The organism is Saccharopolyspora spinosa NRRL 18395, from assembly GCF_000194155.1.
Taxonomy (GTDB): domain Bacteria; phylum Actinomycetota; class Actinomycetes; order Mycobacteriales; family Pseudonocardiaceae; genus Saccharopolyspora; species Saccharopolyspora spinosa.
Map to the genome: position 1 here is coordinate 322,975 of NZ_GL877880.1, position 24,074 is coordinate 347,048.

18 protein-coding genes are annotated in these 24,074 nt (G+C 68.5%); 12 read left to right on the forward strand and 6 right to left on the reverse strand.

Going from position 1 to position 24,074, the window contains the following annotated elements; translation table 11 throughout:
- Both SSPN_RS0132190 and SSPN_RS0132195 read left to right on the forward strand, forming a co-directional pair.
- On the forward strand, positions 1-382 hold a 382-nt coding region (locus SSPN_RS0132190), incomplete at its 5' end, for a transposase (RefSeq protein WP_148272073.1).
- 533 nt (positions 383-915) lie between these two features.
- Positions 916-1,623 (forward strand): TetR/AcrR family transcriptional regulator, encoded by a 708-nt coding sequence (locus SSPN_RS0132195; RefSeq protein ID WP_029535939.1) that lies wholly within the window; start codon positions 916-918, stop codon positions 1,621-1,623.
- 650 nt (positions 1,624-2,273) lie between these two features.
- Here SSPN_RS0132195 and SSPN_RS0132200 read toward each other — a convergent pair.
- Positions 2,274-3,239: a hypothetical protein gene (locus SSPN_RS0132200; RefSeq protein ID WP_010313146.1), complete on the reverse strand. Its 966-nt coding sequence runs from the start codon at positions 3,237-3,239 to the stop codon at positions 2,274-2,276.
- Between the two features lie 216 nt (positions 3,240-3,455).
- Here SSPN_RS0132200 and SSPN_RS0132205 point away from each other — a divergent pair, with 216 nt between their 5' ends.
- Together SSPN_RS0132205 and SSPN_RS0132210 are read left to right on the forward strand one after the other, a co-directional pair.
- On the forward strand, positions 3,456-4,283 hold the full coding sequence (locus SSPN_RS0132205) for an isocitrate lyase/PEP mutase family protein (protein ID WP_010313147.1): 828 nt from the start codon (positions 3,456-3,458) through the stop codon (positions 4,281-4,283).
- Between the two features lie 284 nt (positions 4,284-4,567).
- Positions 4,568-5,155: a hypothetical protein gene (locus SSPN_RS0132210; protein WP_010313148.1), complete on the forward strand. Its 588-nt coding sequence runs from the start codon at positions 4,568-4,570 to the stop codon at positions 5,153-5,155.
- A gap of 81 nt (positions 5,156-5,236) precedes the next feature.
- Here the strand turns inward: SSPN_RS0132210 and SSPN_RS0132215 are convergent, their stop codons facing one another.
- Positions 5,237-7,171, reverse strand: a complete 1,935-nt coding sequence (locus SSPN_RS0132215) for an acyl-CoA dehydrogenase family protein (RefSeq protein ID WP_010313150.1) — start codon at positions 7,169-7,171, stop codon at positions 5,237-5,239.
- A gap of 63 nt (positions 7,172-7,234) precedes the next feature.
- Between SSPN_RS0132215 and SSPN_RS46900 the strand changes: the two genes are divergently transcribed.
- Entirely contained in the window at positions 7,235-7,471 is a 237-nt protein-coding gene (locus tag SSPN_RS46900) for a hypothetical protein (protein ID WP_010313152.1), read from the forward strand.
- A 154-nt stretch (positions 7,472-7,625) separates the two neighbouring features.
- Here the strand turns inward: SSPN_RS46900 and leuS are convergent, their stop codons facing one another.
- Positions 7,626-10,514: a leucine--tRNA ligase gene (leuS, locus tag SSPN_RS0132225; RefSeq protein ID WP_010313154.1), complete on the reverse strand. Its 2,889-nt coding sequence runs from the start codon at positions 10,512-10,514 to the stop codon at positions 7,626-7,628.
- A 464-nt stretch (positions 10,515-10,978) separates the two neighbouring features.
- Between leuS and SSPN_RS0132230 the strand changes: the two genes are divergently transcribed.
- Together SSPN_RS0132230 and SSPN_RS0132235 are read left to right on the forward strand one after the other, a co-directional pair.
- Complete coding sequence (locus SSPN_RS0132230; protein WP_010313156.1) at positions 10,979-11,641, forward strand: hypothetical protein; 663 nt, start codon at positions 10,979-10,981, stop codon at positions 11,639-11,641.
- Positions 11,638-13,893: an N-6 DNA methylase gene (locus SSPN_RS0132235; protein WP_010313158.1), complete on the forward strand. Its 2,256-nt coding sequence runs from the start codon at positions 11,638-11,640 to the stop codon at positions 13,891-13,893. The genes SSPN_RS0132230 and SSPN_RS0132235 overlap by 4 nt, the downstream gene beginning before the upstream one ends.
- Positions 13,894-13,901: 8 nt before the next feature.
- Here the strand turns inward: SSPN_RS0132235 and SSPN_RS0132240 are convergent, their stop codons facing one another.
- The gene (locus SSPN_RS0132240) at positions 13,902-14,972 is read right to left on the reverse strand and encodes an esterase-like activity of phytase family protein (RefSeq protein ID WP_101376322.1); all 1,071 of its coding nucleotides are present in this window, start codon (positions 14,970-14,972) and stop codon (positions 13,902-13,904) included.
- Between the two features lie 65 nt (positions 14,973-15,037).
- On the opposite strand from SSPN_RS0132240, the gene SSPN_RS0132245 reads away from it, so the two are divergent.
- Entirely contained in the window at positions 15,038-15,451 is a 414-nt protein-coding gene (locus tag SSPN_RS0132245; protein WP_010313162.1) for an SdpI family protein, read from the forward strand.
- A gap of 64 nt (positions 15,452-15,515) precedes the next feature.
- Entirely contained in the window at positions 15,516-16,481 is a 966-nt protein-coding gene (locus tag SSPN_RS0132250; protein ID WP_010313164.1) for a magnesium and cobalt transport protein CorA, read from the forward strand.
- Positions 16,482-16,744: 263 nt separating this feature from the next.
- Here the strand turns inward: SSPN_RS0132250 and SSPN_RS0132255 are convergent, their stop codons facing one another.
- Together SSPN_RS0132255 and SSPN_RS0132260 are read right to left on the reverse strand one after the other, a co-directional pair.
- Complete coding sequence (locus tag SSPN_RS0132255; RefSeq protein WP_010313166.1) at positions 16,745-17,323, reverse strand: YqgE/AlgH family protein; 579 nt, start codon at positions 17,321-17,323, stop codon at positions 16,745-16,747.
- Positions 17,324-17,525: 202 nt separating this feature from the next.
- A complete protein-coding gene (locus SSPN_RS0132260) occupies positions 17,526-19,019 on the reverse strand; it encodes a CCA tRNA nucleotidyltransferase (RefSeq protein ID WP_010313167.1) in 1,494 nt (497 codons plus the stop codon).
- Positions 19,020-19,241: 222 nt separating this feature from the next.
- Here SSPN_RS0132260 and SSPN_RS0132265 point away from each other — a divergent pair, with 222 nt between their 5' ends.
- The 3 genes from SSPN_RS0132265 to murJ all read left to right on the forward strand — a co-directional run bounded on the left by SSPN_RS0132265 (position 19,242) and on the right by murJ (position 24,074).
- On the forward strand, positions 19,242-19,799 hold the full coding sequence (locus SSPN_RS0132265) for an NUDIX hydrolase (RefSeq protein WP_010313168.1): 558 nt from the start codon (positions 19,242-19,244) through the stop codon (positions 19,797-19,799).
- Positions 19,796-22,102 (forward strand): DUF6049 family protein, encoded by a 2,307-nt coding sequence (locus SSPN_RS0132270; RefSeq protein WP_010313169.1) that lies wholly within the window; start codon positions 19,796-19,798, stop codon positions 22,100-22,102. The genes SSPN_RS0132265 and SSPN_RS0132270 overlap by 4 nt, the downstream gene beginning before the upstream one ends.
- Before the next feature lie 226 nt (positions 22,103-22,328).
- Positions 22,329-24,074 (forward strand): murein biosynthesis integral membrane protein MurJ, encoded by a 1,746-nt coding sequence (murJ, locus tag SSPN_RS0132275; protein WP_010313170.1) that lies wholly within the window; start codon positions 22,329-22,331, stop codon positions 24,072-24,074.

The following is a 24,074-nucleotide window of genomic DNA, read 5'->3' on the forward strand; positions in this document are numbered from 1 at the left end:
ACTGCTGGAGCTGTTCGGCGTCGGCCCCGAAACCGCCGGCCAGCTGCTGACCTCCGCCGGGGACAACCCCGAACGCATGCGCTCCGAAGCAGCGTTCGCGCACCTGACCGCGGCCGCACCGATCCCCGCGTCCTCCGGCCGCACCCACCGCCACCGCCTCAACCGCGGCGGCGACCGCGCCGCCAACAACGCCCTGCACACCATCGTCCTGGTCCGCATGCGCCACGACGAACGCACCCGCGCCTACGTCCAACGCCGCACCAAGGAAGGACTCTCGAAGAAAGAGATCATGCGCTGCCTCAAACGATTCGTCGCCCGCGAGGTCTACCCCGCCCTGGCCCCCACACAAGTCACCCAAAACGACCTTGCACCCGCCGCTTGACATCTATAGGAGCATCCGTTCGCGCCTTCTACCAACGTGAACAGGCCGTTCGCCGCACACCAACAACCCACGGCCAACGTCAGGAGAATGAAGCGAACGGACCGTTCGCGCCTTCAACCGACGTGAACAGGCCGTTCGCCGCACACCGATCGGCGCGGAAGCAGACCGCTCCCGCCCGCTGGGGCCGCCACGGGGAACCGCCCGGCAGAACGAGTTCCCAAACAGCCTCTACCGCGCCGAAAATTGCTCATTAAGCCTCCTCGTGGATCCCGGCTGGCGTGGAACAGACCAGTGCGCAAGAGCGTCCCCTGCGGACGACCTGACGGCGCGCCTCCCAAGGCGGCACGATCCGGCAGAGGCTGGTAATGGGCGTCGGCGACCGGTTACCGTTGGGTGAACACCGTTTACTGACTGTCGCCGACGTGGCGAATTCGGCCTCGCTCGCCCGATGGAAACAGAGCGGCTGGATGGGCCACAATCACGGGCGGCCGATCGGGGAGGCAGGGTCGTCCACGGAAACACTGGAGTGGCACATGACCGAGGTGACTCGGCGCGAGCGGCTTCGCGCGGCCACCGAACTGGAGATCCGCCAGCATGCGCGGGCGCTGCTCGTCGGGCATGGGCGCGACGCGGTGACGCTGCGGGCGATCGCGCGGGAACTGGGCATCACCGCGCCCGCGCTGTACCGGTACTACGAGTCCCGCGAAGACCTGCTCCGCCAGCTCTGCGACGACATCTGCGCCGACCTGGCGACCGAGCTGCACACGGCGCTGGAACCGGCGGGCGGCGAGTTCCTGGAAAAGATCTTCGCGGTCTGCCACCGGTTCCGGCGCTGGGCGCTGGCGCACCCGGAGGAGTTCGCGCTGGTATTCGCCACCCCGCAGGGCGAGGAGGGGAAGCGTCAGCAGGACCAGTTCGCCGGGGTCTTCCTGGGCATCGTCGGGCCGTTCCTGGTCGAAGGCGCGATGAAGATCAACTCCGAACCGGCGCTGCCGTTCGAGTTGCCGGACCTGTCGGAGCAGCAGGAAGCGCTGGCGGCGGCCTTGTCCACCGAGGGCATCGAGGTCCCGCCGGGAGCCCTGCGCCCTGACGCGGTGTACTTCCTGCTGCGCTGGTGGGTCCGCCTGTACGGCTACGTGGCGCTGGAGGTCTTCGGCCGCTTCCCGTTCAACCTGAAGTACGCCGACCGGCTGTTCGACTCGATGCTCAACGAGCTGACCCACGAGCTCGGCCTCGCCTGAACCTGGCTTCCGGACGGCGCATCCACCTGAGTCCGATCAGAGCAAAGTCGATCTGTTCGCGCAGTCCCGATCAACCCGGGGTGCTTTCGGGTCGCGGACGGATCATCGTGTCGGGGCCCAGCGCCCCGTTCGGCGTCGTGGGTTCCGCGATCGGGTCGAATCCGCGCAGGTTGACGTTGCAGTTCGCCGTCCGGGAACCGGTCCCGCATCCGGTGCGCCCAGTGCACCGCGAGCGTCGACTTGCCGCCGGCGGTGCCATCGATGGTCGACAACAAGACCACGCCGTCGCCCGCGCCTCGCGCCGAGCCAGGCCTAACCCGGCGGTCTGGCATGCTCGTCCGAGCTAGCTCGGGGCTTCGCCCGCCTGGAACTCAGCCCGTACAACAGCTTTTTCATGCTGGCCGCGTTTGTGCACGCCACCGGCCTGGCCCGTTCGCTGCCGCTGACCAACCGCGATCGGCAAACGCACTGCCAGGGGCGGGAAAGTCCGAGGTGTCATCAACTCGCAGTAGCGCGTCGTCGACGTGACCGAAGTGCGGCGCGCGACGCCGCTGAACGCCCAGGCCGTCACTTTGCCCGGCTGCGGCGGAAACCCGGGGAGCAGAAACGGCGGCTCGTCTGAGACAGTCCACCGTTTCGCTGGCCCGGGATCAGAAACCGGTGATGGCGGAGATGTTGCCCTTGTGCAGGTTCTCGATCACGTTGCGGGCGTCGCGGTACTTGTAGGAGCCCGACTCGAACAGCAGGTAGGCGTCGCCCTTGTACTCAGTGATGCCCTCGGCCATGCTCGGCGCGCGGAAGCACTTGGTGGACGGCTTGTCGATGTCGGTCGCGCCCTTGTCCACCACGAAGATGTTGCTGCGCTTGTCGCGGCCGTAGGACGTGCTGAAGATGAACTTGTCCTTCGTGACCATCAGGCCCTGAGTCTTGGTGGGCACCTCGTAGCCGTGCTCAGTGGTCAGCGAGCCGTTCGCGTTGATCTTGTATGAGAACATCTTGCCGCGGCCGCCGTCGTTGAACTTGCCCGCGTACAGGGTGTCGCCGTAGCTGGAGATGAACGACGCCGCATACACCCGGCGCGCCTCGCCGTCCTGCTTGACGTACGGGACGCCGCCCTTCTTCATCGCGGCCCGGAGGTCGGCCAGCTTGTACTTGCGGATCGTGTCCCATTTGCCGGAGTCGCGGCCCTGCACGAACGCCCAGCCCCGGCTAACCGTGATGCCACCGACGTGCGCCTCGGCGATGGCGACCGTGCCGGCGTGCTTGCCGGTCTTCGGGTCGATGCCGACGATGTGCGCGTCCTGGCCCTTCTCCCCGTACTCCGTCACGAGCAGCAGGTCGTTGTTGGGGCCGTCCCAGTTGTACCAGGGCGAAATGCCCTGCGGCGTCAGCTTGTCGAGACCCGGGACCGCCGGCCCCTTGGCGAAGGCCTTGTCGTAGACGTGCGACGCGGACGGGCCGCTGTAGAACGGGCCGTCGCCGCTGGCGTCCGACTCGCACTTGATGCCCTGGTCGGTGACGCCTTCTTCGGGCGCAGCGACACCCGTCGCCGCGGTACCGACGAAGAACGCACCGCTGAGAACGGTGATCGCAGCTTTCCGGAGCAGGCTGTTCATCGTGCCTCTCAACATCTCGGCATCAGGTCGTACACCGGTGAGACGCACCTCGGCCGCATCGGTTCCAACCGAGATCCACTTATCGTTCACCGTCTGGTCACGCAGTCACGGACGCCGGTCGAGGACTTCGGTCGAACACCCCAACGCCGCATAGGCCATCCCGTGCAAGGCGCATATCCGCCAGTTCTGCGGGGCGAAATATGGTGGACTGCGGACATGACGATCCCTCAGCAGGACAAGGCAAAGACTTTCCACTCACTGCACGCCGAACGGGCGCCGCTGGTCCTGCCCAACGCCTGGGACTCGGCCAGCGCACGGCTCATCGAGGACGCCGGGGCGACGGCGGTGGCGACCACGAGCGCGGGCGTCGCGTGGAGCCTCGGTGCCGCCGACGGCAACGCGCTCGACCGACGGCTCGCCATCGAGCTGATCGCACGCGTCGCCGCCACCGTCGACCTGCCGGTCACCGCCGACATCGAGAGCGGTTTCGCCGAAGACCCCGCCGGTGTCGGGGAAACCATCCGCCTGGTGCTGGACGCCGGCGCGATCGGCGTCAACATCGAAGACGGTGTCGGACCGTCGCTTCGCCCGGTCGAAGAGCAGGTCGCGCGCATCGCAGCTGCTCGCGCGGCGGCCGACGCCGCGCAAATCCCGCTGTTCATCAACGCACGCACCGATCCCTTCCTCCGTCCCGTGCACGACGATCCGGCAGAGCGGTTGCGCGATGCCATCGCCCGCGCGGCCGCCTATGCGGAGGCCGGCGCGGACGGGATCTTCGTTCCCGGAACGACCGATGTCGCGGTGATCTCCGAGCTGGCGACGAACATCGAACGGCCGTTGAACGTCCTGGCCAGTCCTGGCGCGCCCACCGTCGCGGAACTGGCCGAGGCCGGAGCCGCTCGCATCAGCCTCGGCGCAGCAGTCGCGCAGGCCGCATATGCCGTGGCGCGCCGGGGGATTCGGGAAGCGCTGGAGCACGGCAGCTACGACACGATCGCCGACACCGTGGACTTCTCGGACTTCAACGCCCTGTTTCGCAATTGACCTGTCCGGGCAGGGCACTGGCACGTTCGACGCAAACCTACCGCCGACGCGAATTTTCGCGCGGTTCGAGTGAACCTAGGCCGCCGACAGGCGTCCAATGAACAAGCGGACGTTGCACTAGTGTCCTGCGCTGGAAGTTCGTTGGTTAGTTTGATATGGTCCGTGAATGGCGGATTCTGATGTCGAGTTCGTTTTGAGTGATGACGAGCGTGATCCGAGATCCTCAACTCCCTGCACAAATATATCTCACGAATTTCTGGCGCAGGACACTAGGAGGTCAAGTCGTGTTGCACAGGTCGGTGCGAGTGCTCGGTTCGGCGGTGGCGATCGGCGCCGCGCTGCTGCTTTCGGCTTGCGGTCAGCAACCACCGCCGCCGAACCTGGCCCAAACCGGTGACATCGGCCACCGTCCCATCGTGATGGACAGCCCGCCCCCGTCCGCCATCGCGTCCACAGTGGAGCCATCCGCACCGGAAACCAAGATCGCGACCACGACGAAGACCACCGAAAGACAACCGGCGCCCCAGCAGCCGGCACCTGAGAAGCAGTTCTACGCGGCCACGTACGTTGACGGCACCAACCAGAAGCTGGTGCAGCAGCCGAGTGAATTCATCCACCCCAACGTCACCGGCGAGCACGCCAGCGAAGTGAAGCTGATGAACCTCGACTGGTCGAAGTGGGGCGAGAACGGCGCCGTGGGCTACGGCAGCGCGTACATCACCGGCGGTGGCGGCCCACCCGAAACCGTGAACGGCGTGCAGTTGATCCTGGACAACCCGAAGATGCACAACGGGAAGATGCAGTACACGCACTACCTGGTCGTCTGGCCGCAACAAGACGCCCCTGACGAAGGCCAACTCCACACCCTCTGAGCCCGTTGCACGACAGGTGGAGGGCGCCTCCGAGCGAGTTGCTCGAAGGCGCCCTCCATCCAGTTCGAACCGCCGGGGCGGTCACGATGTTTCGTGGGCATGCTGGGCATGCTGGGCTTCCTGCCGACGGGCCTCGGCGCCGGTGGCGATCGGGGCTGTGAGCCACTGGCGGGGCAGGCCGAAGGCCGTCACCAGGTCCACCGCGTGCGGGCGGAGCTGGCCGCACAGCGCGTTGATCGCCTCGGTGATCGCCTTCGAGCGACGCGGCGTGATCCGCTCGTGCTCCAGGAACCAGCCGCTATCAGCCTCGATGTTGGACAGCACGTACAGGTCGCACAACTTGTTCAGCAACGCAGCGGTGCGCCGGTCGCGGCAACGTTCGATCGCCGCTACGAACGCCTCCAGCACGATGCGGTCCACGTGCACGCGGGCCGCGCGCAGCACGTGGTCCTGCGCGTTGTTGAAGACCTCGAAGGCGTTTTCGCGGTTGGCCTTCCGCAGCCGGCGGCCGAGCCCGTCGAGGACGTGCCGCTCGCGGTCGTCGAACAGCTTCAGCTGCCAGCCGCGGTCGAGGATGTCGTCCTTGCCCGAGCCGTCGATGATCCGCTGCACCAGGGAACGCGTCGCGGTCCGCTCGATCACCGCACCGACGAACTGGTCGGCGACGAACTTCGCCATGCCCAGCGTGCCAAGGTCGTCAAACTGGTCCTTGTAATTCGTCAGCAGGCCCTTGGCGACCAGCTGCAGCAGCACCGTGTTGTCGCCCTCGAACGTGGTGAAGACGTCGGTGTCGGCTTTGAGCTGGGCCAGCTGGTTCTCCGCTAGGTAACCCGCGCCGCCGCAGGCCTCGCGGCAGGTCTGGATGGTCTGCGTCGCGTGCCAGGTCGACATCGCCTTCAGGCCCGCGGCGCGGGATTCCAGCTCGCGCTGCTCCCGCTCGCCGCCCGGCGCATCGTGCAAAGTGGACACCAGCTCTTCCTGCGCGAAGTGCAGGGCGAAGGTCTTCGCCAGCGCGGGCAGGAGCTTCCGCTGGTGCGCCAGGTAATCCAGTACCACGGTCTCCCGGCCGGTGCCGGGGCGCTCGAACTGGCGGCGGGCGTCGCCGTAGCGCAGGGCAATCTCCAGCGCCAGCTTCGTCGCGCTGCCGGCGGTGCCGGCGACCGAGATCCGGCCGCGGATCAGGGTGCCGAGCATGGTGAAGAACCGTTTGCTCTGGCTGGCGATCGGGCTGCGGTAGGTGCCGTCCGGATCGACGTCGGCGTAGCGGTTGAGCAGCGCCTCGCGCGGGATCCGCACCTGGTCGAAGGTGAGCCGGCCGTTGTCGACGCCGTTGAGCCCGGCCTTGCGCCCGCAGTCCTCGATCCGCACGCCCGGCAGGGCCTGCCCGGCCTCGTCGCGGATCGGCACCAGCAGCGCGTGCACGCCGTGGCTCTTGTCGCCGGTGATCAGCTGGGCGAACACGACCGCCAGCCGGCCGTCCCGGGCGGCGTTGCCGATGTACTCCTTGCGGGCCGCTTCGTGCGGCGTATGCACCACGAACTCCTGCGTCGCCGCGTCGTACGTCGCGGTGGTGCGCAGGTGCTGGACGTCGGAGCCGTGGCCGGTCTCGGTCATCGCGAAGCAGCCCGGCAGGTCCAGGCTGATGATGTCGCGCAGGTAGCGCTCGTGGTGGCGCTCGGTGCCCAGCGCGACGACCGCGCCGCCGAACAGTCCCCATTGGACGCCGGCCTTGACCATCAGGGACAGGTTGCCAGCCAGCATCTCCAGCGAGACCACCGCACCGCCGGTGTCGCCGCGGCCGCCGTAGGCGACCGGGAAGCCGAGGTCGGTGATGCCGGACTTGGCCAGCAGGCGCAGCTGTTCGAGGGTCTGCGCGCGGTGGCTCTCGGTGTCGAGGTCGTCGCCCGGCTGGAGCGGGACACCATCGAGTGCGTCGCGGACTTGCTTGCGGATGCCGGCCCAGCGGCCGTCCAGCAGGGTAGCGAGCTCGCCTGCGTCGAATCCGGTGGTTCCCATCGCGGCCTCCACTCGTCGGTACCGGCCACTCCGAGCTTAGTTACCGACGAGTAACACCGCCATGTGACCTACCTCGCCGGGCCCCGTCATACGGCTCTTGCCGTCCTGGTCATGCACCGGACACACCTGGCGACGCTGATCGGCGCGGCCCGGCCCGAGCTCGACGCGGAGTACCTGGCCAACGCGCTGCTTGCGGCCACCGGCGTCAAGCTCGTCGTCCACCAGCTGCGAGACCTCAGTATGGCTCGCGACCGAATCCTGGCGGGCATCGACACCCTCGTCACCGGCCTCGGCCTCTGACCCCGCAAGCTCCCCCTCGAAACGAGCGAGGCGTGACCTCGGCCGAAATGCCCGGTCAGGGGCGCCACCACGCGCTCGACCTGCTGAAGAGCGAAGGGCGCCGCTGACCGGCTATGCCGGGTCAGCGGCGCCCTTCGCCCGAAACTCGCCAGGGTCAGGCGACGACGTTGACCAGGCGACCCGGGACGACGATGACCTTGCGCGGGTCCTTGCCGTCCAGCGCCGCGACGATCTTCTCGTCCGCCAGCGCCGCCGCCTTCACCGCGTCCTGGTCCGCCGAGGCCGACACCACGACCCGGGACCGCACCTTGCCGTTGACCTGGATCGGGTACTCCGCGGTGTCCTCGACCAGGTACTCCTCCTCGGCCTCCGGGAACGGGCCGTGCGCCAGGCTCCCGCCGTGGCCCAGCCGGGCCCACAGCTCCTCGGCCAGATGCGGCGTCAGCGGCGCGACCATCAGCACCAGCTGCTCCACCAGCGACCGCGGAGTGCCCGCCGCCGAAGAATAGGTCTTGGTCAGCCGGTTGTTGAACTCGATCAGCTTCGCCACCGCGGTGTTGAACCGCAGCTCCGCGTAGTCCTCCCGAACCCCGGCGATGGTCTTGTGCAGCGCCCGCAGCGCCTCGACGTCCGGCTGTTCATCGGTTACCCGCAGCTCACCGGTGTTCTCGTCGACGACGTTGCGCCACAGCCGCTGCAGGAACCGGTGCGAGCCCACGACGTCCTTGGTCGACCACGGACGCGAAGCCTCCAGCGGCCCCATCGACATCTCGTACAGCCGCAAGGTGTCCGCGCCGTAGGCGTCTGCCATCTCGTCCGGGGAAACGGAGTTCTTCAGGCTCTTGCCCATCTTCCCGTACTCGCGGTTGACCTCCTGGCCCTGGAAGTAGAACTTCCCCTCCCGCTCCTCCACTTCCTCGGCGGGGACGTAGACCCCGCGCGAGTCGGTGAAGGCATAGGCCTGGATGTAGCCCTGGTTGAACAGCCGCCGGTACGGCTCCTCCGACTCCAGGTAGCCCAAATCGTGCAGCACCTTGTGCCAGAACCGGGAGTACAGCAGGTGCAGCACCGCGTGCTCCACGCCGCCGACGTACAGGTCCACGCCGCCCGGGTCGTTCGCGCCGTGCAGCTCCGGGTGCTTGCCCATCCAGTAGCGCTCGTTGGCCGGGTCGACGAACCGCTCGGAGTTGTCCGGGTCGATGTAGCGCAGCTGGTACCAGCAGGAACCGGCCCACTGCGGCATCACGTTGGTGTCGCGCTTGTAGTGCTTCAGCCCGTCGCCCAGGTCCAGCTCCACCTCGGCCCAGTCGGTGGCCTTGGCCAGCGGCGGCTCGGGCTTGCTGTCGGCGTCCTCCGGCTCGAAGGTGCGCGGCGAGTAGTCCTCCACCTCGGGAAGCTCGACCGGCAGCTGGTCCTCCGGCAGCCCCAGCGGTACGCCGTCCTCGCCGTAGACGATCGGGAACGGTTCGCCCCAGTAACGCTGCCGCGCGAACAGCCAGTCGCGCAGCTTGTACTGGACGGTGCCGCGGCCGTGGCCGTGCTCCTCCACCCAGACGATGATGGTCTTCTTCGCGTCGTCTAGGCCCAGCCCGTTCAGGTCCAGGCCGACGTCCGGGTTCGCGGAGTTGATCCGCGGCCCCTCACCGGTGTAGGCGCCGCCCTCGAAGTCCTCCGACGGCTGCACGGTGCGGACGACCGGCAGGCCGAAGACCTCCGCGAACTCGTGGTCGCGGGTGTCCTCACCGGGCACCGCCATGATCGCGCCGGTGCCGTAGCCCATCAGCACGTAGTCCGCGATGAACACCGGGATCTGCTTGCCGTTGACCGGGTTGGTCGCCCAGGCACCGGTGAAGACGCCGGTCTTCTCCTTGTTCTCCTGGCGGTCCAGGTCGGACTTCATCGACGCGGCCCGCCGGTACTGCGCGACCGCCTCCGCCGGGGTCGCCGCGCCGCCGGTCCAGCGGTCGTCGACCTCGGCCAGCCACGCGGCCGCGGTCAGCTCGTCGACCAGCGGGTGCTCCGGGGCCAGCACCATGTAGGTAACGCCGAACAGGGTGTCCGGGCGGGTGGTGAAGACCTCGATGTGGTGTGCCGAACCGTCCAGCGGGAACACCACGTTCGCGCCTTGCGAACGGCCGATCCAGTTCCGCTGCATGGTCTTGACCTGGTCCGACCAGTCCAGCCGGTCCAGGTCGTTTACCAGGCGGTCGGCGTACGCGGTGATCCGCATCATCCACTGCTTCAGGTTGCGGCGGAACACCGGGAAGTTGCCGCGCTCGGTCAGCCCGTCGGCGGTGACCTCCTCGTTCGCGACCACGGTGCCCAGGCCGGGCGCCCAGTTCACCGGCGCCTCCGACAGGTAGGCCAACCGGTAGGAGTCGATGGTCTTGCGCTGCTCGGCGGGGGTCAGCTCGGCCCACGGGCGGCCGTCCGGCGTGGCGCGCTCACCGGTGGCGAACTGCTCTTCCAGCTCGCTGATCGGCCGGGCGCGGCCCTTGCCGCCGTTGGCATCGGTGTCGTACCAGGCGTTGAAGATCTGCAGGAAGATCCACTGCGTCCACCGGTAGAACTCGATGTCGGTGGTGGCGACCCGGCGGCGCTCGTCGTGGCCCAGGCCCAGCCGGCGGATCTGGCCCAGATAGCGCTCGATGTTGGCTTCGGTGGTGGTCCGCGGGTGGGTCCCGGTCTGCACCGCGTACTGCTCGGCGGGCAGGCCGAACGCGTCGAAGCCCATCGTGTGCAGCACGTTGCGGCCCAGCATCCGGTGGTAGCGGGCGTAGACGTCGGTGCCGATGAAGCCCAGCGGGTGGCCGACGTGCAGTCCGGCACCGGACGGGTACGGGAACATGTCCTGGACGAACAGCTTGTCCGCCGGAACGTCGCCCTGGAGTGGGCCGGCCGGGTTCGGCGCGTGGAACGTGCCGTGCTCGTCCCAGAGGCGCTGCCACCGCTGCTCGATCGCGGTCGCCGTGTCCGCCGTGTAGCGGAACTGCGGGACCTCTTCGGAAACCCCGGTCGTCGAGCCCTCTGCCTGGCCACTCATCGTGTTGCGTCCTTCCCTGCCTTCTCGCCCGAACCGCGCGGGTCGTGCCGCCTAAGTGTGCCGCCTGCGGAAAATGGAAAACCCCCCAGGCCCTACCGGGCATGAGGGGTCGCCGCGTTGACGCCTGCTAACGGACGGTCAACGCGGCCTCTCAAGAAGCAGCCTCGCACTCACGGACTCCAGGGTAGCCGAGATCACCTCACGGCCGACGTGATTTTGTCCGCGACGGGTGCTGGCCACCGAAGGATGTTCACAGAGTCAAGCGCGCAGCACACTGCGCGCCTGACTCTTGGGATGCTTGATGATCTACTGGTGAAGCACGGCAACTCTCGGCCGATGATTTCAGGGCACCGCGAACCGCGGAAATGGAAAGCCCCGGGCGGCATGCGCACTAGCGCAGAGGCGGACCCGGGGCGTACGTGTCCGAGGCTAACACATACCGACCGCTACACCTGGGGGAAACGATGTCGGGCGACTCCGCCGAATGGGTGCTCAAAACGCTGTCGCCCGCTCGGATGGCGCCGTATCTCGCAGCGACCGCCAACGACGTGGAAGCGGCGTTCCGCCTGTACCAGTGGAACCTGGCAGCCTGTGCCGCCTTCTACAGTCCACTGCACTGGCTTGAGGTCGCGCTTCGCAACGCCATGCACGAAACGCTGCGGGACCACTTCGGCCGCGAATGCTGGTGGGAAGTCGCCTCTCTCGACCGCAATGGACATGCGAAGATCCAGGAGGCCGAAGCCAAGCTCAAGAAACGGCTCGACCTGGCGGGCCGTGCCACGACGGCGGATGACATCGTGGCGTCGTTGACCTTCGGCTTCTGGGTTTCCCTGGTCAGCCGTGGCGCCGGTTACGACCGCAAGCTGTGGGTGCCCGCGCTGCACCGCGCATTTCCGGACTTCTCCGACCGGCGCAGGAAGTTGCACGACGAACTGAACCCGGTGCGGCACTTCCGGAACCGGATCATGCACTACGAGCCGATCTTCAACAGGCGCCTCACGGACTACCACAGCCACATCTACCGGCTGCTCGGCTACCTGTCGATCACGCTCAAGGTGGAGACCAGGCAATTCGACCGCGTTCCGCAGGTGCTCGCCCAGCGGCCCGATATCGGTGGTGCGCAATGACCGATCGGCTGTCCGCCAGCGAAATCGCCCGCGCCGCAGGGGTCGGGCGCGCCGCCGTGAGCAACTGGCGCGAACGCAACTCCGACTTCCCAGCGGCGCAGGGCGGGAGCTTCTCCACGACGGAAGTCGCCACCTGGCTCGACAAGCGCCGCATCCCGCGCAATGCGCTGCGAAAGGACGAGCCGGGAGGCACCAGCTACGGCGATCGCTTCCGCCGTGCGCTGGGTCTTGCAGACCGCGAGTCGGCACCTACACGCCGCCGCGAGCAGGCTCGACACGGTCTCACCGCAAAGGCGTGGCAGCTGATCGGCGAAGGACTTCGAGATCAACGCGGCGCCGCTACGACCGCCAACTACCAAGAACTCATCCTCGCCTTGCTGTATGCGCGGGAAAGCGGTGCATGGCAGTCGATTCACGAGGAAGCCGAACCCGCTGATCACAAAGCGCTGCCAGCGCTACTCGACAAGCTCTCGAATACCGATCCGCTGCTCGCCGGGCTCCGCTTCAGCCGCGAAGTCAATCCTCTCTTCCTAATCGGGCTAGTCGACGGCCTGAACGAACTCGGCGGCCATGAGCAGTCGGCTGGCAACCGAAGAGCTGCGGGGCTACTCGACGACTTGCTCAACGAGTTCTCGTCGTTTCGGATGACGAGCGAGTTCCACACACCACGGTCCATCGTCGAAGTCGCCGTCGAGATCCTCGATCCGGCCAGCACTGACACCGTCTACGACCCGTGCTGCGGCAATGGGGCACTGCTGGTAGGCGCTGTTGAACATGCCATTCGGCGAAACCCGAACGAACCGCTCACGGAAATCACCGGACGCGCCCTTTCCCCGGTTTCCTGGCGGCTCGCGAGCATGAACCTCGCCCTGCGCGGGATGGAGCCCGACCTGGGCGATGGTGCTCGTGACGTGCTCCGGCAGGACGTGGATCGTGACCGAACGTTCGACGTGATCATGACCAACCCGCCTTTCGCCATGCGGGACTGGACGGATCAGCCGCACGATCCGCGCTGGCGTTACGGCACACCACCGCGTAGCAGCGCCAACTTCGCGTGGATCCAGCACGTTCTCGACAAGCTGGCGCCGGGCGGTCGGGCAGCCGTGGTGATGCCACCTGCCGCGACCTTTGCTGGCGGAGCGGAAGCCAAGATCCGACGGCAGCTGATCGACGCACGAACGGTAGCGGCGGTGATCGAGCTACCCTCGGGTCTCTTTCGCGCCACCGGGATCCCCGTGCACCTGTGGCTGCTGCGCGCTGCGGGCGAATCCGATGATCGTGTGCTCCTCGTCAGCGCCAAGGATCGTGGCCACGCCAAAAGCAGAAACCTGCAGGAGTTGGCAAACGCGGACATCGACGAAATCGTCGCGGTCCACCAGCAGCACTTCCAGGGGGAGAACGTTCTCAAACCGGGGTTCGCCCGCTCCGTCAACATCGCGGAGATCGGTTATCAGGACTACCAGCTGCAGCCGGGGACCTATCTGGCCAGCCCGCAGGCCCGGTTCCAGCCGCCGAAGCTCGCTGCCGCCGTTTCTGAACAACAGCAGCAGCTCTCGACCTTGACACACCGCGCGGCAGCGCTGAAGGACCTGGTCACTCGCCAGCTCGAGCGCGTCGACCTCGCGAGCCTGGCATCGAGAAACAGCCATCCGACTTTGCCAACGGTGTCGCTCGGCGAGATCTGCGACGTGTTGGCCGGGCCGAGCGGCATGCTCCGCGAAATCCCCGCGCATGAGCACGGGGTACCAGTGCTGACTCCCCGCAGCCTGCGCAGGAACCGGCTGGTCCCCGGCGGGTCGGAGCGTGTCGACCCGGTTGCGCGTGAGAAGTTGGCCCGCTATCTACTCAAGGCCGACGACGTGCTGTGCGTGCGCACCGGCACCATCGGCCGGACCGCACTCGTCACCGCCGAGCACGAGGGGTCGCTGTTCGGTCCCGGGTTCCTCCGGCTGCGGCCCCGTTCGCCGGAATTGAGCAATCGCTACCTGCTCCACTACCTCGCGACGGAAGGGGTGCAGGACTGGCTGAGCCAGCACTGCGCGAGAACCACCGTCCCGAGCTTGAGTGCCAAGACCATGCGGCAATTGCCGGTCTGGCTGCCTCCGCTGGATCAACAGGAGTCGATCATCGAAATCATGTCCAGCCTCGACGAACAGCTGGCGCTTCAGGACGAAGTAACCGACACCACAGAACGGCTCAAGCACTACCTCGGGCAGCTCATCGGCACCGGCTACTTCCCCCTACGCGACTGAACCCAGGCCTACTTCACGGCCAGCGTGATTACCTGCGTGGTCTGGTTCGGGGCGAAGTTGTCGTCGCTGACCAGCACCAAGCTTCGCCGACCGCCCGGCAGGCGCGGGCCCCAGGCCATGCCCTCGACGTTGTCGATCTTGCTCAGGCCGACGTTGGCGAGGTCCACCAGCAGCTCCTTGCGCACCGGCTGCACCGAGGCGTCCCGCAGCGACGGGACGTGCTGCACGTCGGTCGCGTGCTTCGTGGTGATCCGGTAGATCCGGATCGAGTTGCCGACGCCGGCCACGAACGCGCGCTCCATCACCAGGAACCCGTCGCGGTCGGCCAGCACGGCGGTCACCCCGTTGTTGGCCGAGCCGCCGGTCGGCGACTTCGCGAACACCGGGTCCAGCGGGTAGGCGTACTGCGCGAGCACTCGGCCGGACCGGGACTGCACGGTGATCCGGGACAGCGCCCCGTGCTCGGCGGTCGGCGACTCGCCGTCCTGGAGCAGCGGGCCTTCCATCGCCGTGACGACCTGGGAGCCGCCCGCGGCGAAGGTGAGGCCTTCCAGCACCTCGTTCCGCTTCGGTCCGGTCTCCGGCAGCATCCGCAGGTTCTCCGGCAGCGGCAGCTCCTCGGCGAATGCGCCGTCGCGCGTCGACCGGTTGATCGCCGGGTCGATCAGCTGCTCAGCCCGGTCGCCCTCGCTGACCCACCAGATGTCGCCGGTTCGTGGATCCCAGCGCACGTCCTCCGGGTCCACCTCGCCCTTCGGGTACGTCGAGCCGTCCGGGCGCAGCAGCGGCGCGGTGCCGGTCAGCCGCACCTCGTTCGGGGTCAGCCGGGCCGTGTAGATCCGCGCCGGTGCCCGCTCCGACCGGTCGTCGCTGATCAGCACCCACTCGCCGGTCCGCGGGTCGTAGTCCAATCCGGACAGCCCGCCGACCGTGGTGCCGCCGAAAGGCAGGCCGTGCGGCAGCGTCGCTGCACCGACCAGCTGCACGTCCCCGCCGGGCGCCGCAACGGCGGGCGCGGCCGGTAGGACCACCGCGAGCGCGGCCGCCAGCAGTCCGGTTGAGACAGGAATCTTTGTCATGGCCGACAGCACACCTGACCTGGGTGTCGGCCAGGTAGCGAGCAGGTGAGGCTTACGCTGTCGGAGTGCTCGCTGTACAGGTGATTCTCTGCGCTGTCCTGGTCCTCGGCGGAGCGGCGCTGCTGTTCCTGGGCTTCCGGGGGCTGCGGGGCCAACTGACCCGCAACCGCTACGTCGGTGTTCGCACCCCCGCCGCCATGCGCAGCGAGGACGCGTTCGAGCTCGCCAACCGGGCCGCGGCACCCGCGATGCTGGCCGGCGGCGGGATCGCGGTGCTCGCCGGTGTCTCGCTGCCGATGCTGGCCGCCACCTCCAGCGTCGTGATGGTCGCGGTGTTCGGGTTGATCGGCGCCTTCGCGTTGATGACCGTCGGCGGAGTGGTCGGCAATCGCGCCGCCGAGTCGATGCCCGCGCCGGCGCCCGCCGCCGGATGCGGTGGCTGCGCCGGCGGCTGCTGCGGCGTGCTCAAGCAGAACTGACCTGCCCGGGGACACGGCCCGGCAATGCGCCGCGCTGTCACACGTTCGTGGCAACGTGGCCGCCATGCTGAGGTGCACCCGCTTCCGCGACGGCCGCCCCGAGGACATCCCGAGCGGCGAGGCGCTCGATGCTCTGCGCACCGTGCCGGACGACGCCTTCGTCTGGCTCGAGGTTCCGCCCGCGCGGCTCGACCTGCTGCACGAAGTGGCGCAGCTGCTGGAGCTGCCCGCGCTGGCCGTCGAAGACGCGGTCCGGGCACACCAGCGCGCCAAGTTCGAGCGCTACCCGGGCTGCGCGTTCATCGTCCTGAAGATGCTCGACTACGCCCAGCACGCGTCGGCGGTCAGCACCTCGGAGCTGATGCTGTTCCTGACCGACCGGGTGCTGGTCACGGTGCGGCATGGCGATCAGGACCCGGCTACCGAGGCCCACCGGCGCGCCGCCGATCGGCCGGACCTCCTGGCCCTCGGGCCGCATGCCGCGGTGTACCTGCTCGCGGACGCCGTGGTCGATTCCTACCTGGCCATCGCGGCGGAACTCGGCAAGGACCTCGTCGCGCTGGAGCGCCGGGTCTTCGCCCCGAACCGGGACGATCCGACCGAGGACCTGTACTCGCTGAAGCGGGAGGTGCTGGAGTTCCGCGACGCCGTCGAGCCGCTGGTGCCGGTCGCGCAGCACTTGATCCTGCCGGGCAACGGCGAGCCCGGACTGCTCGGCCAGCACTTCCGCGATGTTGCCGACCACCTGCTCCGGGTGGGGCGCGAGGTCCGGTCCTACGACGAGCTGCTCAACTCGGTGCTCGCCGCTCAGTTCTCGCGGGCCGGGCTGTGGCAGAACGAGGACATGCGCAAGATCTCCGCATGGGCGGCGATCGCGCTGGTACCGACCATCGTCGGCGCGATCTACGGGATGAACTTCGAGAACATGCCGGAGCTGCACTGGTCCTTCGGCTACCCGGCGACACTGTTGCTGATCATCGCCCTCTGCTGCGCCATCTACGCGGGCTTCCGCCGCAACGGCTGGCTCTGACCTGTCCACATGAACCTGTCCACAACTTTGTGGATAACTCCCAGATCTGGGGATAACTAACCCGCCCATCCACAGAGCCCGCAGCACCGCGCCCTTTGAACAGGCCGAACAAGCAGGCAAACGGCGCCGGTTTCTCCTTCCACCACCCTCGCAACTTGAACCGCCTCGACTCCTCAAGGCATGCATGAGTCGGGGATCCGGGCCGAGAAGGCGTCCGAGGTTCCGCTACCCGCACCGCTTCGCAAACCGAGCCGAGTGGCTCATCAGTTGAGCTTCACGTCGCCCGGGTGGGTCGCGAGGAATGCCAGTGGGGGGCCTTGGCGGCGCAGGACCCGCCCCCAGAGCTCGGCGCCCGGGTCGGCGATGACGTCGTCCGGCAGGGCCGGGACGACGATCCAGTCGCCGCGTTCGATCTCGTCGGCGAGCTGGCCCGGCTCCCAGCCGGCGTAGCCCGCGAAGAAGCGGAGGCCGCGGGCCCGGGGGACCAGATCGTTGGGGTCGCCGTCGAGGTCGACCAGGCCGACCGGGCCGCGGACCCCGACCATGCCCGCGATCGCGCCGACGCTCTCACCCGCGCGCAGCGTCGCCAGGCAGATCGCCGTGCGCTGTTCCACCGGCCCGCCGACGAACAGCGACTGCGGTTCGCTCGCGTGCTGGCCCCACTTCGGCAGCACGTCGTGCACCGCCACCTCGCTCGGCCGGCGGTTCAGCACGACGCCCAGGGTGCCCTCGGCGCGGTGGTGGATCACGTAGACCACCGTCCGCCGGAAGTTCCGGTCCAGCAGCTGTGGGGCAGCGACGAGCAGCGTCCCCGGTTCCACGTCCGCATCTGATCCCACCATCGCATGATCTCACTGGTTGCCCGGGCACGAACCACCCTGAGCGAAACCGCGTCCGGCAGCGCCCGGCCGGACCGAGGAGCAGTATCAACGACTGCTCACCACCAGAGGATCACAGCAGGAAATACTATTCAATATTATTAGAACCTTCTGACCTGGGGTGGAATAACTCACAACTGAAGCGAGCCAGCACCGGCGCAAGGGCTCAGGGCACGTCGATGCCCTGTTCGCGGGCCCAGCGGAAGAGCTCCTCGACGGCCTCGTCGTGGGACATCGGGCCGCGGTCCAGGCGTAGCTCTTTCAGGTGCTTCCAGGCCCGGCCCACGACCGGGCCCGGCTCGACGCCGAGCAGCCGAATGATCTCGTTGCCGTCCAGATCGGGCCGGACCTTCGCCAGGTCCTCCGCCTCGGCGATCCGCGCGATGCGCTCTTCGAGCTCGTCGTACGCCCGTTGCAGGGCCGTCGCCTTGCGCTTGTTGCGGGTCGTGCAGTCCGCGCGCACCAGCTTGTGCAGCCGGGGCAGCAGCGGGCCCGCGTCGTTGACGTAGCGGCGGACCGCCGAGTCGGTCCACTGGCCGTCGCTGTAGCCGTGGAAGCGCAGGTGCAGGAACACCAGGTCGGCGACGTCCTTGATGACGTCCTTCGGGTACCGCAGCGCGCGCAGCCGCTTGCGGACCATCTTCGCGCCGACGACCTCGTGGTGATGGAAGCTCACCCCGCCGCCCGACTCGAACCGGCGGGTGGCCGGTTTGCCGATGTCGTGCAGCAGCGCGGCCAGCCGCAGCACCAGGTCCGGCTCGCCCGCCGGATCGGCCGACCGTTCCAGGCCTATCGCCTGGTCCAGGACCGTCAGCGAGTGCCGGTAGACGTCCTTGTGCTGGTGGTGCTCGTCGATCTCCAGCTTCATGGCCGGCACCTCGGGCAGCACGTGGTCGGCCAGCCCGGTCTCCACCAGCAGCTCGATGCCGCGCCGCGGGAACTCGCCGCACAGCAGCTTGGACAGCTCGACCTGCACCCTCTCCGGGGTGACCCGGGCGATCTCGGTGGCCATGTCGGTCATCGCCGTCACGACCCGGTCGGCGGCGGTGAAGCCGAGCTGGGAGACGAAGCGGGCGGCGCGCAGCATCCGCAGCGGGTCGTCCGCGAAGGAGTCCTCCGGCGCGGCCGGGGTGTCCAGCCGCCGGTCCACCAGGTCGGCCATCCCGCCGTGCAGGTCGACGAACGAGCGGCCGGGCAGCTCGATGGCCATCGCGTTCACGGTGAAGTCGCGGCGCACCAGGTCGCCCTCGATGGTGTCGCCGAAGGCGACGTCGGGGTTGCGGCCCACGCGGTCGTAGGTGTCCGCGCGGAACGTGGTGATCTCCACCGTCGTGCCGTGCCGGTACGCGCCGAGCGTGCCGAACTGGATCCCGGTGTCCCAGATCGTCTCCGCCCAGCCGGTCAGCAGCTCGCGGACCTGCTCCGGTCGTGCCTCGGTGGTGAAGTCCAGGTCGGTGCCCAACCGGCCCAGCAGGGCGTCGCGCACGCTGCCGCCGACCAGGTACAGCTTGTGGCCCGCAGTGGCGAATCGCTGCGCGAGCTCCTCGGCGACCGGTGCGACCTTCACCAACTCCACGACGGCGTTGCGCTGCGCTTGGCGCTCCCGGGCCTGTAGTTGCTCGGCGGGCGTGGCGGAGTCGTGGTGTGAAGGAGAGGACACGATTTATCAGGATATCGGCCGCTCGGCCCAACGAGTCACCCATATGCGGCCGCAACCCGACCGACGCAGGACGAGGTGTGTTTTCCGGGGCCATCGACGCCCCGGTTTTCCCGGAATCGCGTCCGGCCCCAGGTGGGAGCGGGGATCGGCGACTCCACGGCAGCCACCAGACCGTCGAACCAGCTCCCCCCTGAAACAGCTGATCGCACTACCATCGGCGGCATGCCCCCGTCGCCCGGCCGCTCCGGCGGTGCCCAGCCGGGGCGTCGGAACCGGCGCCGGCGGCGCAGGCTGCGGACCGTCGACGAGACCTCGGCCGGTGGGCTGGTGGTCGACGGCGCCGAAGGTCTCGCTGCGATCATCGGAAGGCTGGACCGCAAGGGGCGACTGCTGTGGTCGCTACCGAAGGGGCACATCGAGGCGGACGAGAGCGCGGAGCAGACCGCGGTGCGCGAGGTCGCCGAGGAGACCGGCATCATCGGCCGGGTGGTCGCCCCGATCGGCACGATCGACTACTGGTTCGTCGCGGGCAACCGGCGCATACACAAGACCGTGCACCACTTCCTGCTGGATGCGGTGGGCGGACAGCTTTCCGACGAGGACGTGGAGGTCACCGAGGTGGCGTGGGTGCCGCTTGGTGAACTGGACGAGATATTGGCCTACGCCGACGAGCGTCGGCTGGTGCGCCGCGCGCTGAGCCTGCGCGACGGCGGAGCGGGTGGCGCGAGTGAACGGCTCGGAGCCCGGCCAGCACGAGGTAGCGGAACGGAGCCGGGGTGAGGTTTCTGCTTGCCGCGCTGGTCGCGGTGCTGTTGTGCGCGATAGTTCCGCTGGTCCCGGCACCGCAGGCGGCTGCGCAGGGCGAGACCCCGACCCAGTTGGATGTGATCAATATCACGCCATCTGCGGTCGGTGTCGGCTCACCCGACGAAATGGTCGTCACCGGCCGGTTGACCAACACCAGCGATCACCAGATCAACAACGTCGAGGCCCGAATCCAGCGCGGCAACGCGACCAGCGCCGAACCGGCCGTCCAGCGCGCGCTGCGCGAGGACCCGGCCACCGTCACGGAGCCCGCGTTCACCGCGATCGCCGCCCGGCTCGCGCCCGGCCAGCAGATCCCGGTCGAGCTCCACATCCCGCTGACCGGCGCGAACTCGCTGCAGATCAGCCAGCCCGGCGTGTACCCGCTGCTGGTCAACGTCAACGGCGCGCCGAGCGGCGGCGGCCGCGCCCGGATCGCGCAGGCCCAGTTCCTGCTGCCGGTGCTCGCCCCGCCGGGCGGTGCGCCAGTGCGGCCCGAGAAACCGACCGAGACCAGCATGCTGGTGCCGCTGGTGGACTACCCGCGGTTGGAGCGGGAGGCCATCGGCGGCATGCGCACGGTGCTGGCGGACGACCAGCTGTCCACCTCGCTGGCGCCCGGCGGTCGGCTCTACGACCTGGTGCAGGCGGTGAGCGACCGCGTGACGCCCGGATCGCCGCTGGGCAGCGCGTTGTGCTTCGCCGTCGACCCGGACCTGCTGATCACCGTCCAGTCGATGCAGCGCGGCTACCTGGTGCGCCAGCCCAACGGCTCGCTGGTCGAGGGCATCGGCGCCGGTGCCGCCGACCTGTGGCTGTCCAAGCTCCGCCAGGCCACGTCGGGGCGCTGCGTGATCGCGCTGCCCTACGCGGACGCGGACATCGTGGCCCTGGGCCGGGCCGGGCTGCCGGACCTGGTGGACGGCGCGCTCGACGGCACCGACCTCGTGCGCAACATCCTGCGCGTCGAACCGCGCAACGTGCTCTGGCCGATCGAGGGCGCGCTGAACGATCCGGCGATCGGCCAGAAGATGCCCCACACCGCGCTGCTGGAGCCCCGGGCGCTGAACCTCCCCGCCGGGTCGCTGTCCCCGGTCCGGGTGCGCAACCGCGACATGACCGCGGTCCCCATCGACCCGCTGCTGACCAGCGCGCTCGACCCGCAGCACGACACGGAGCAGAAGGTCACCGCGCTGTCGCCGCCGCAGAACGGACTGCTGTCCGTCCAGGACGCGCTCGGCGCTCTGGCGTTCCGCGCGACGCAGGGCCAAGTGCCGGGCACCACCTCGGTGCTGGCACCGCCGCGCCGCTGGAACCTCCGCGGTGACGACCTGCGCGCCCTGCTCGACGGCATGCAGCAACTGGCGGACGCGGGGCTCATCCGGCCCACCCCGATGCCCGACCCGTCCCCGAGCGCCCTGCCGGAAGCCGACCTCGACTACCCGGTGGACGCCGGTTCGGCCGAGATCTCGCAGCCGGTGCTCGCCGAGCTCGCCGCGCAGAACTTCAAGGTCGGCGACCTGTACGGGTCCATCCGGGAGGAGCGGTCCAGCACCGTCCGGAAGGGCGACATCACCACGCCGCTGCGCAACGGCCTGCTGCACGGCGCGTCCAGCGCGTGGCGTGGCAGCCCGGACGCCGCCCGCCGGTGGGTGGACCGAACGACCCTCACGATCGACGACGTGCTCTCGCAGGTCCACATCGAGGAGTTCGCCGGCCAGGTCACGCGGATGGACACGGCCACCAGCCCGATCCCTTTGACCGTGGTCAACGACCTGCCGATCACGGTGGTCGTCGTGTTCCGCATCCCGCGGGTGCCCGGCGTCGAGATCAAGCAGGACTTCGACGGCCCGGTCACCATCCCGGCGAACAGCCGACGCGGGTTCCAGCTACCGGCCACGACGCAGCGGGCCGGCAAGTTCACCATCGACGTGACCCTGACCACAGAGGCGGGCACCCAGTTCGGCACCACCAAGCGGATGCAGCTCGAATCCAACAACTTCGGTGCCCTGATCCCGATCCTCACCGTGACCGCAGCCGCGCTGTTGGTGCTGATGTCGGGGCTGCGGATCGCCAAGAGGGCCCTGGCCAGGCGCCGGCGGAAGGCCGCCGGTTCGACCGACCCGGACGACTTGTCGGAGCCGTCGAACCAAACCGAACCGGACGCGGAGGCGGACACCGCCTCGAAGGGCCCGGCGGCCGCGAACGGCACGCAGCAGGACAGCACGCCCGGAACCGCCCAGATCGCCACCACCGACGGTGATCGGAACCTGAACTGAGATCCTGAGCGGGGTCCCACCTTCACTCTTAGGTGTGGACCTCGACTGCAAGACAGGACCGGGCCGTGCACTCGGCGTGCCGACGGGCGAAGGATTTGAGGCAGTGAACCGAGACAGGGATGCCGGGCGGATGAGCGGTAACCCCGGGCCACCCAGGCCCGCGCCACGCCCGGCGCCACGCCCCGAAGCAGCGGGCCCGACCGTGCCGATCCGCCGACCTGACGCTGTGCCCCTGGCGCCGAGCGTGCCGCGCGGCTGGCACGTCGCGGAGACCCAGCCGATCCCGGTGGTGCCGCCGGAACCCGGCATGAGCCAGGCCGCGGAGCAGGCCACCGAGCAGACCCAGGTCATCCGCCCGGTCTCGCCGGGCAAGCCGTCGCTGCTCAAGGCCAGCGGCTCGATGGCCATCGCCACCCTGACCAGCCGGATCACCGGCTTCCTGTGGAAGCTGATGCTGGCCGGGGTGATCGGCTTCGCAGTCGAGAACGACTCGTTCAACGTGGCCAACACGATGCCGAACATGCTCTTCGAGCTGCTCATCGGTGGCGTGTTGACCAGCGTCGTGGTGCCGGTGTTGGTGCGGGCCAAGAAGTCCGACGCCGACGGCGGTGAGCGGTTCGTCCAGAAGCTGATGACGCTGGCCACGGTGGTCCTGGCGCTCGGCACGCTGCTGGCGATGGTCTGCACGCCGATCCTGACCTGGGCGCTGGTCACCGAGTCCGACGCCTCCAACCGGGACCTGGTCAGCGCCTTCGCCTACCTGCTGCTGCCGCAGATCTTCTTCTACGGCATCAGCGCGCTGGTCGGCGCGATCCTGCAGGCGAAGCAGATCTTCAGCCCGCCGGCCTGGGCGCCGGTGGTGAACAACCTCGTCGTGATCGCCACCATCGGCGTCTACGTGCTGCTGCCGGGCAAGATCACCCTCGACCCGGTGTCGATGACCGATACGCACCTGCTCGTGCTGGGCATCGGTGTCACCTTCGGCGTGGTCTGCCAGGCCGCGGTGCAGGTGCCCGCGCTGCGCAAGACCGGGTTCCGCTTCCGCTGGCAGTGGGGCTGGGACTCGCGGTTGTCGGAATTCGGCGGACTCGCGCTGTGGATGCTCGGCTACGTGGCGGTCAGCCAGGTGGGGCTTTGGGCGCTCACCCGGGTGGCCACCGGGGCCGCCGGGGGCGCCCTGTCGACCTATAACTACGTGTGGATGCTGCTCCAGCTGCCCTACGGCGTGATCGGCTTCTCGATCATGACCGCGATCCTGCCGCGGATGAGCGCCGCTGCCGCGGACGGCGACCACGCCAAGGTGATCGACGACCTGTCCCTGGGCAACCGACTATCCACTGTGACCTTGTTGCCGATCAGCGCGGTCATGACCGCGCTCGGCGTCCCGCTGGCGGTGGCCCTGTTCACGACGGTCAAGCCCGAACTGCTCGAGCAGGCCAACACCCTCGGTCTCGGATTGGCCGTCTCCGCGTTCGGCGTGCTGCCCTACGCGCTGACGATGATGCAGATGCGGACGTTCAACTCGTTGAACGACGCCCGCACCCCGACCCTGATCATGGTCGTGATGACCGTCGCGAAGGTGCTGATGGCGTTCGCGTTGCCCGCGGTGTTGGCACCCGAGCAGGTGGTGTTCGGCCTGTGCTTCGTCAACTCGTTCACGTTCGTGGTCGGCTGGTTGGTCGGTGAAGCCTGGCTGCGGCACCGGCTCGGCCCGCTGGGCAGCCGACGTTTCCTTGTCACGCTCGCGAAAACGTTGACGGCTTCGGTGCTGGGTGGACTCCTCGCCTGGGCGGGCACGCTCGGCGTGGACGCGCTGATCCCCGGAACCGCCGGTGCCGGAACGGGTTGGCTGCAGTTGATCATCGGCTGCGTAATCGGGTTGGCCGCGATCTTCGGGCTGATGTCTGTGCTGCGGGTGGCGGAACTGCAACCCGCCATCGGGCGGCTCACCGGTTTGCTGCGTCGTCGCTGA

Coding starts and splice junctions, on each gene's coding strand:
- SSPN_RS0132195 (WP_029535939.1), top strand. CDS start 916: ATGACCGAGGTGACTCGGCGCGAGCGGCTTCGCGCGGCCACCGAACTG.
- SSPN_RS0132200 (WP_010313146.1), bottom strand. CDS start 3,239: ATGAACAGCCTGCTCCGGAAAGCTGCGATCACCGTTCTCAGCGGTGCG.
- SSPN_RS0132205 (WP_010313147.1), top strand. CDS start 3,456: ATGACGATCCCTCAGCAGGACAAGGCAAAGACTTTCCACTCACTGCAC.
- SSPN_RS0132215 (WP_010313150.1), bottom strand. CDS start 7,171: ATGGGAACCACCGGATTCGACGCAGGCGAGCTCGCTACCCTGCTGGAC.
- leuS (WP_010313154.1), bottom strand. CDS start 10,514: ATGAGTGGCCAGGCAGAGGGCTCGACGACCGGGGTTTCCGAAGAGGTC.
- SSPN_RS0132230 (WP_010313156.1), top strand. CDS start 10,979: ATGTCGGGCGACTCCGCCGAATGGGTGCTCAAAACGCTGTCGCCCGCT.
- SSPN_RS0132235 (WP_010313158.1), top strand. CDS start 11,638: ATGACCGATCGGCTGTCCGCCAGCGAAATCGCCCGCGCCGCAGGGGTC.
- SSPN_RS0132240 (WP_101376322.1), bottom strand. CDS start 14,972: ATGACAAAGATTCCTGTCTCAACCGGACTGCTGGCGGCCGCGCTCGCG.
- SSPN_RS0132250 (WP_010313164.1), top strand. CDS start 15,516: ATGCTGAGGTGCACCCGCTTCCGCGACGGCCGCCCCGAGGACATCCCG.
- SSPN_RS0132255 (WP_010313166.1), bottom strand. CDS start 17,323: ATGGTGGGATCAGATGCGGACGTGGAACCGGGGACGCTGCTCGTCGCT.
- SSPN_RS0132265 (WP_010313168.1), top strand. CDS start 19,242: ATGCCCCCGTCGCCCGGCCGCTCCGGCGGTGCCCAGCCGGGGCGTCGG.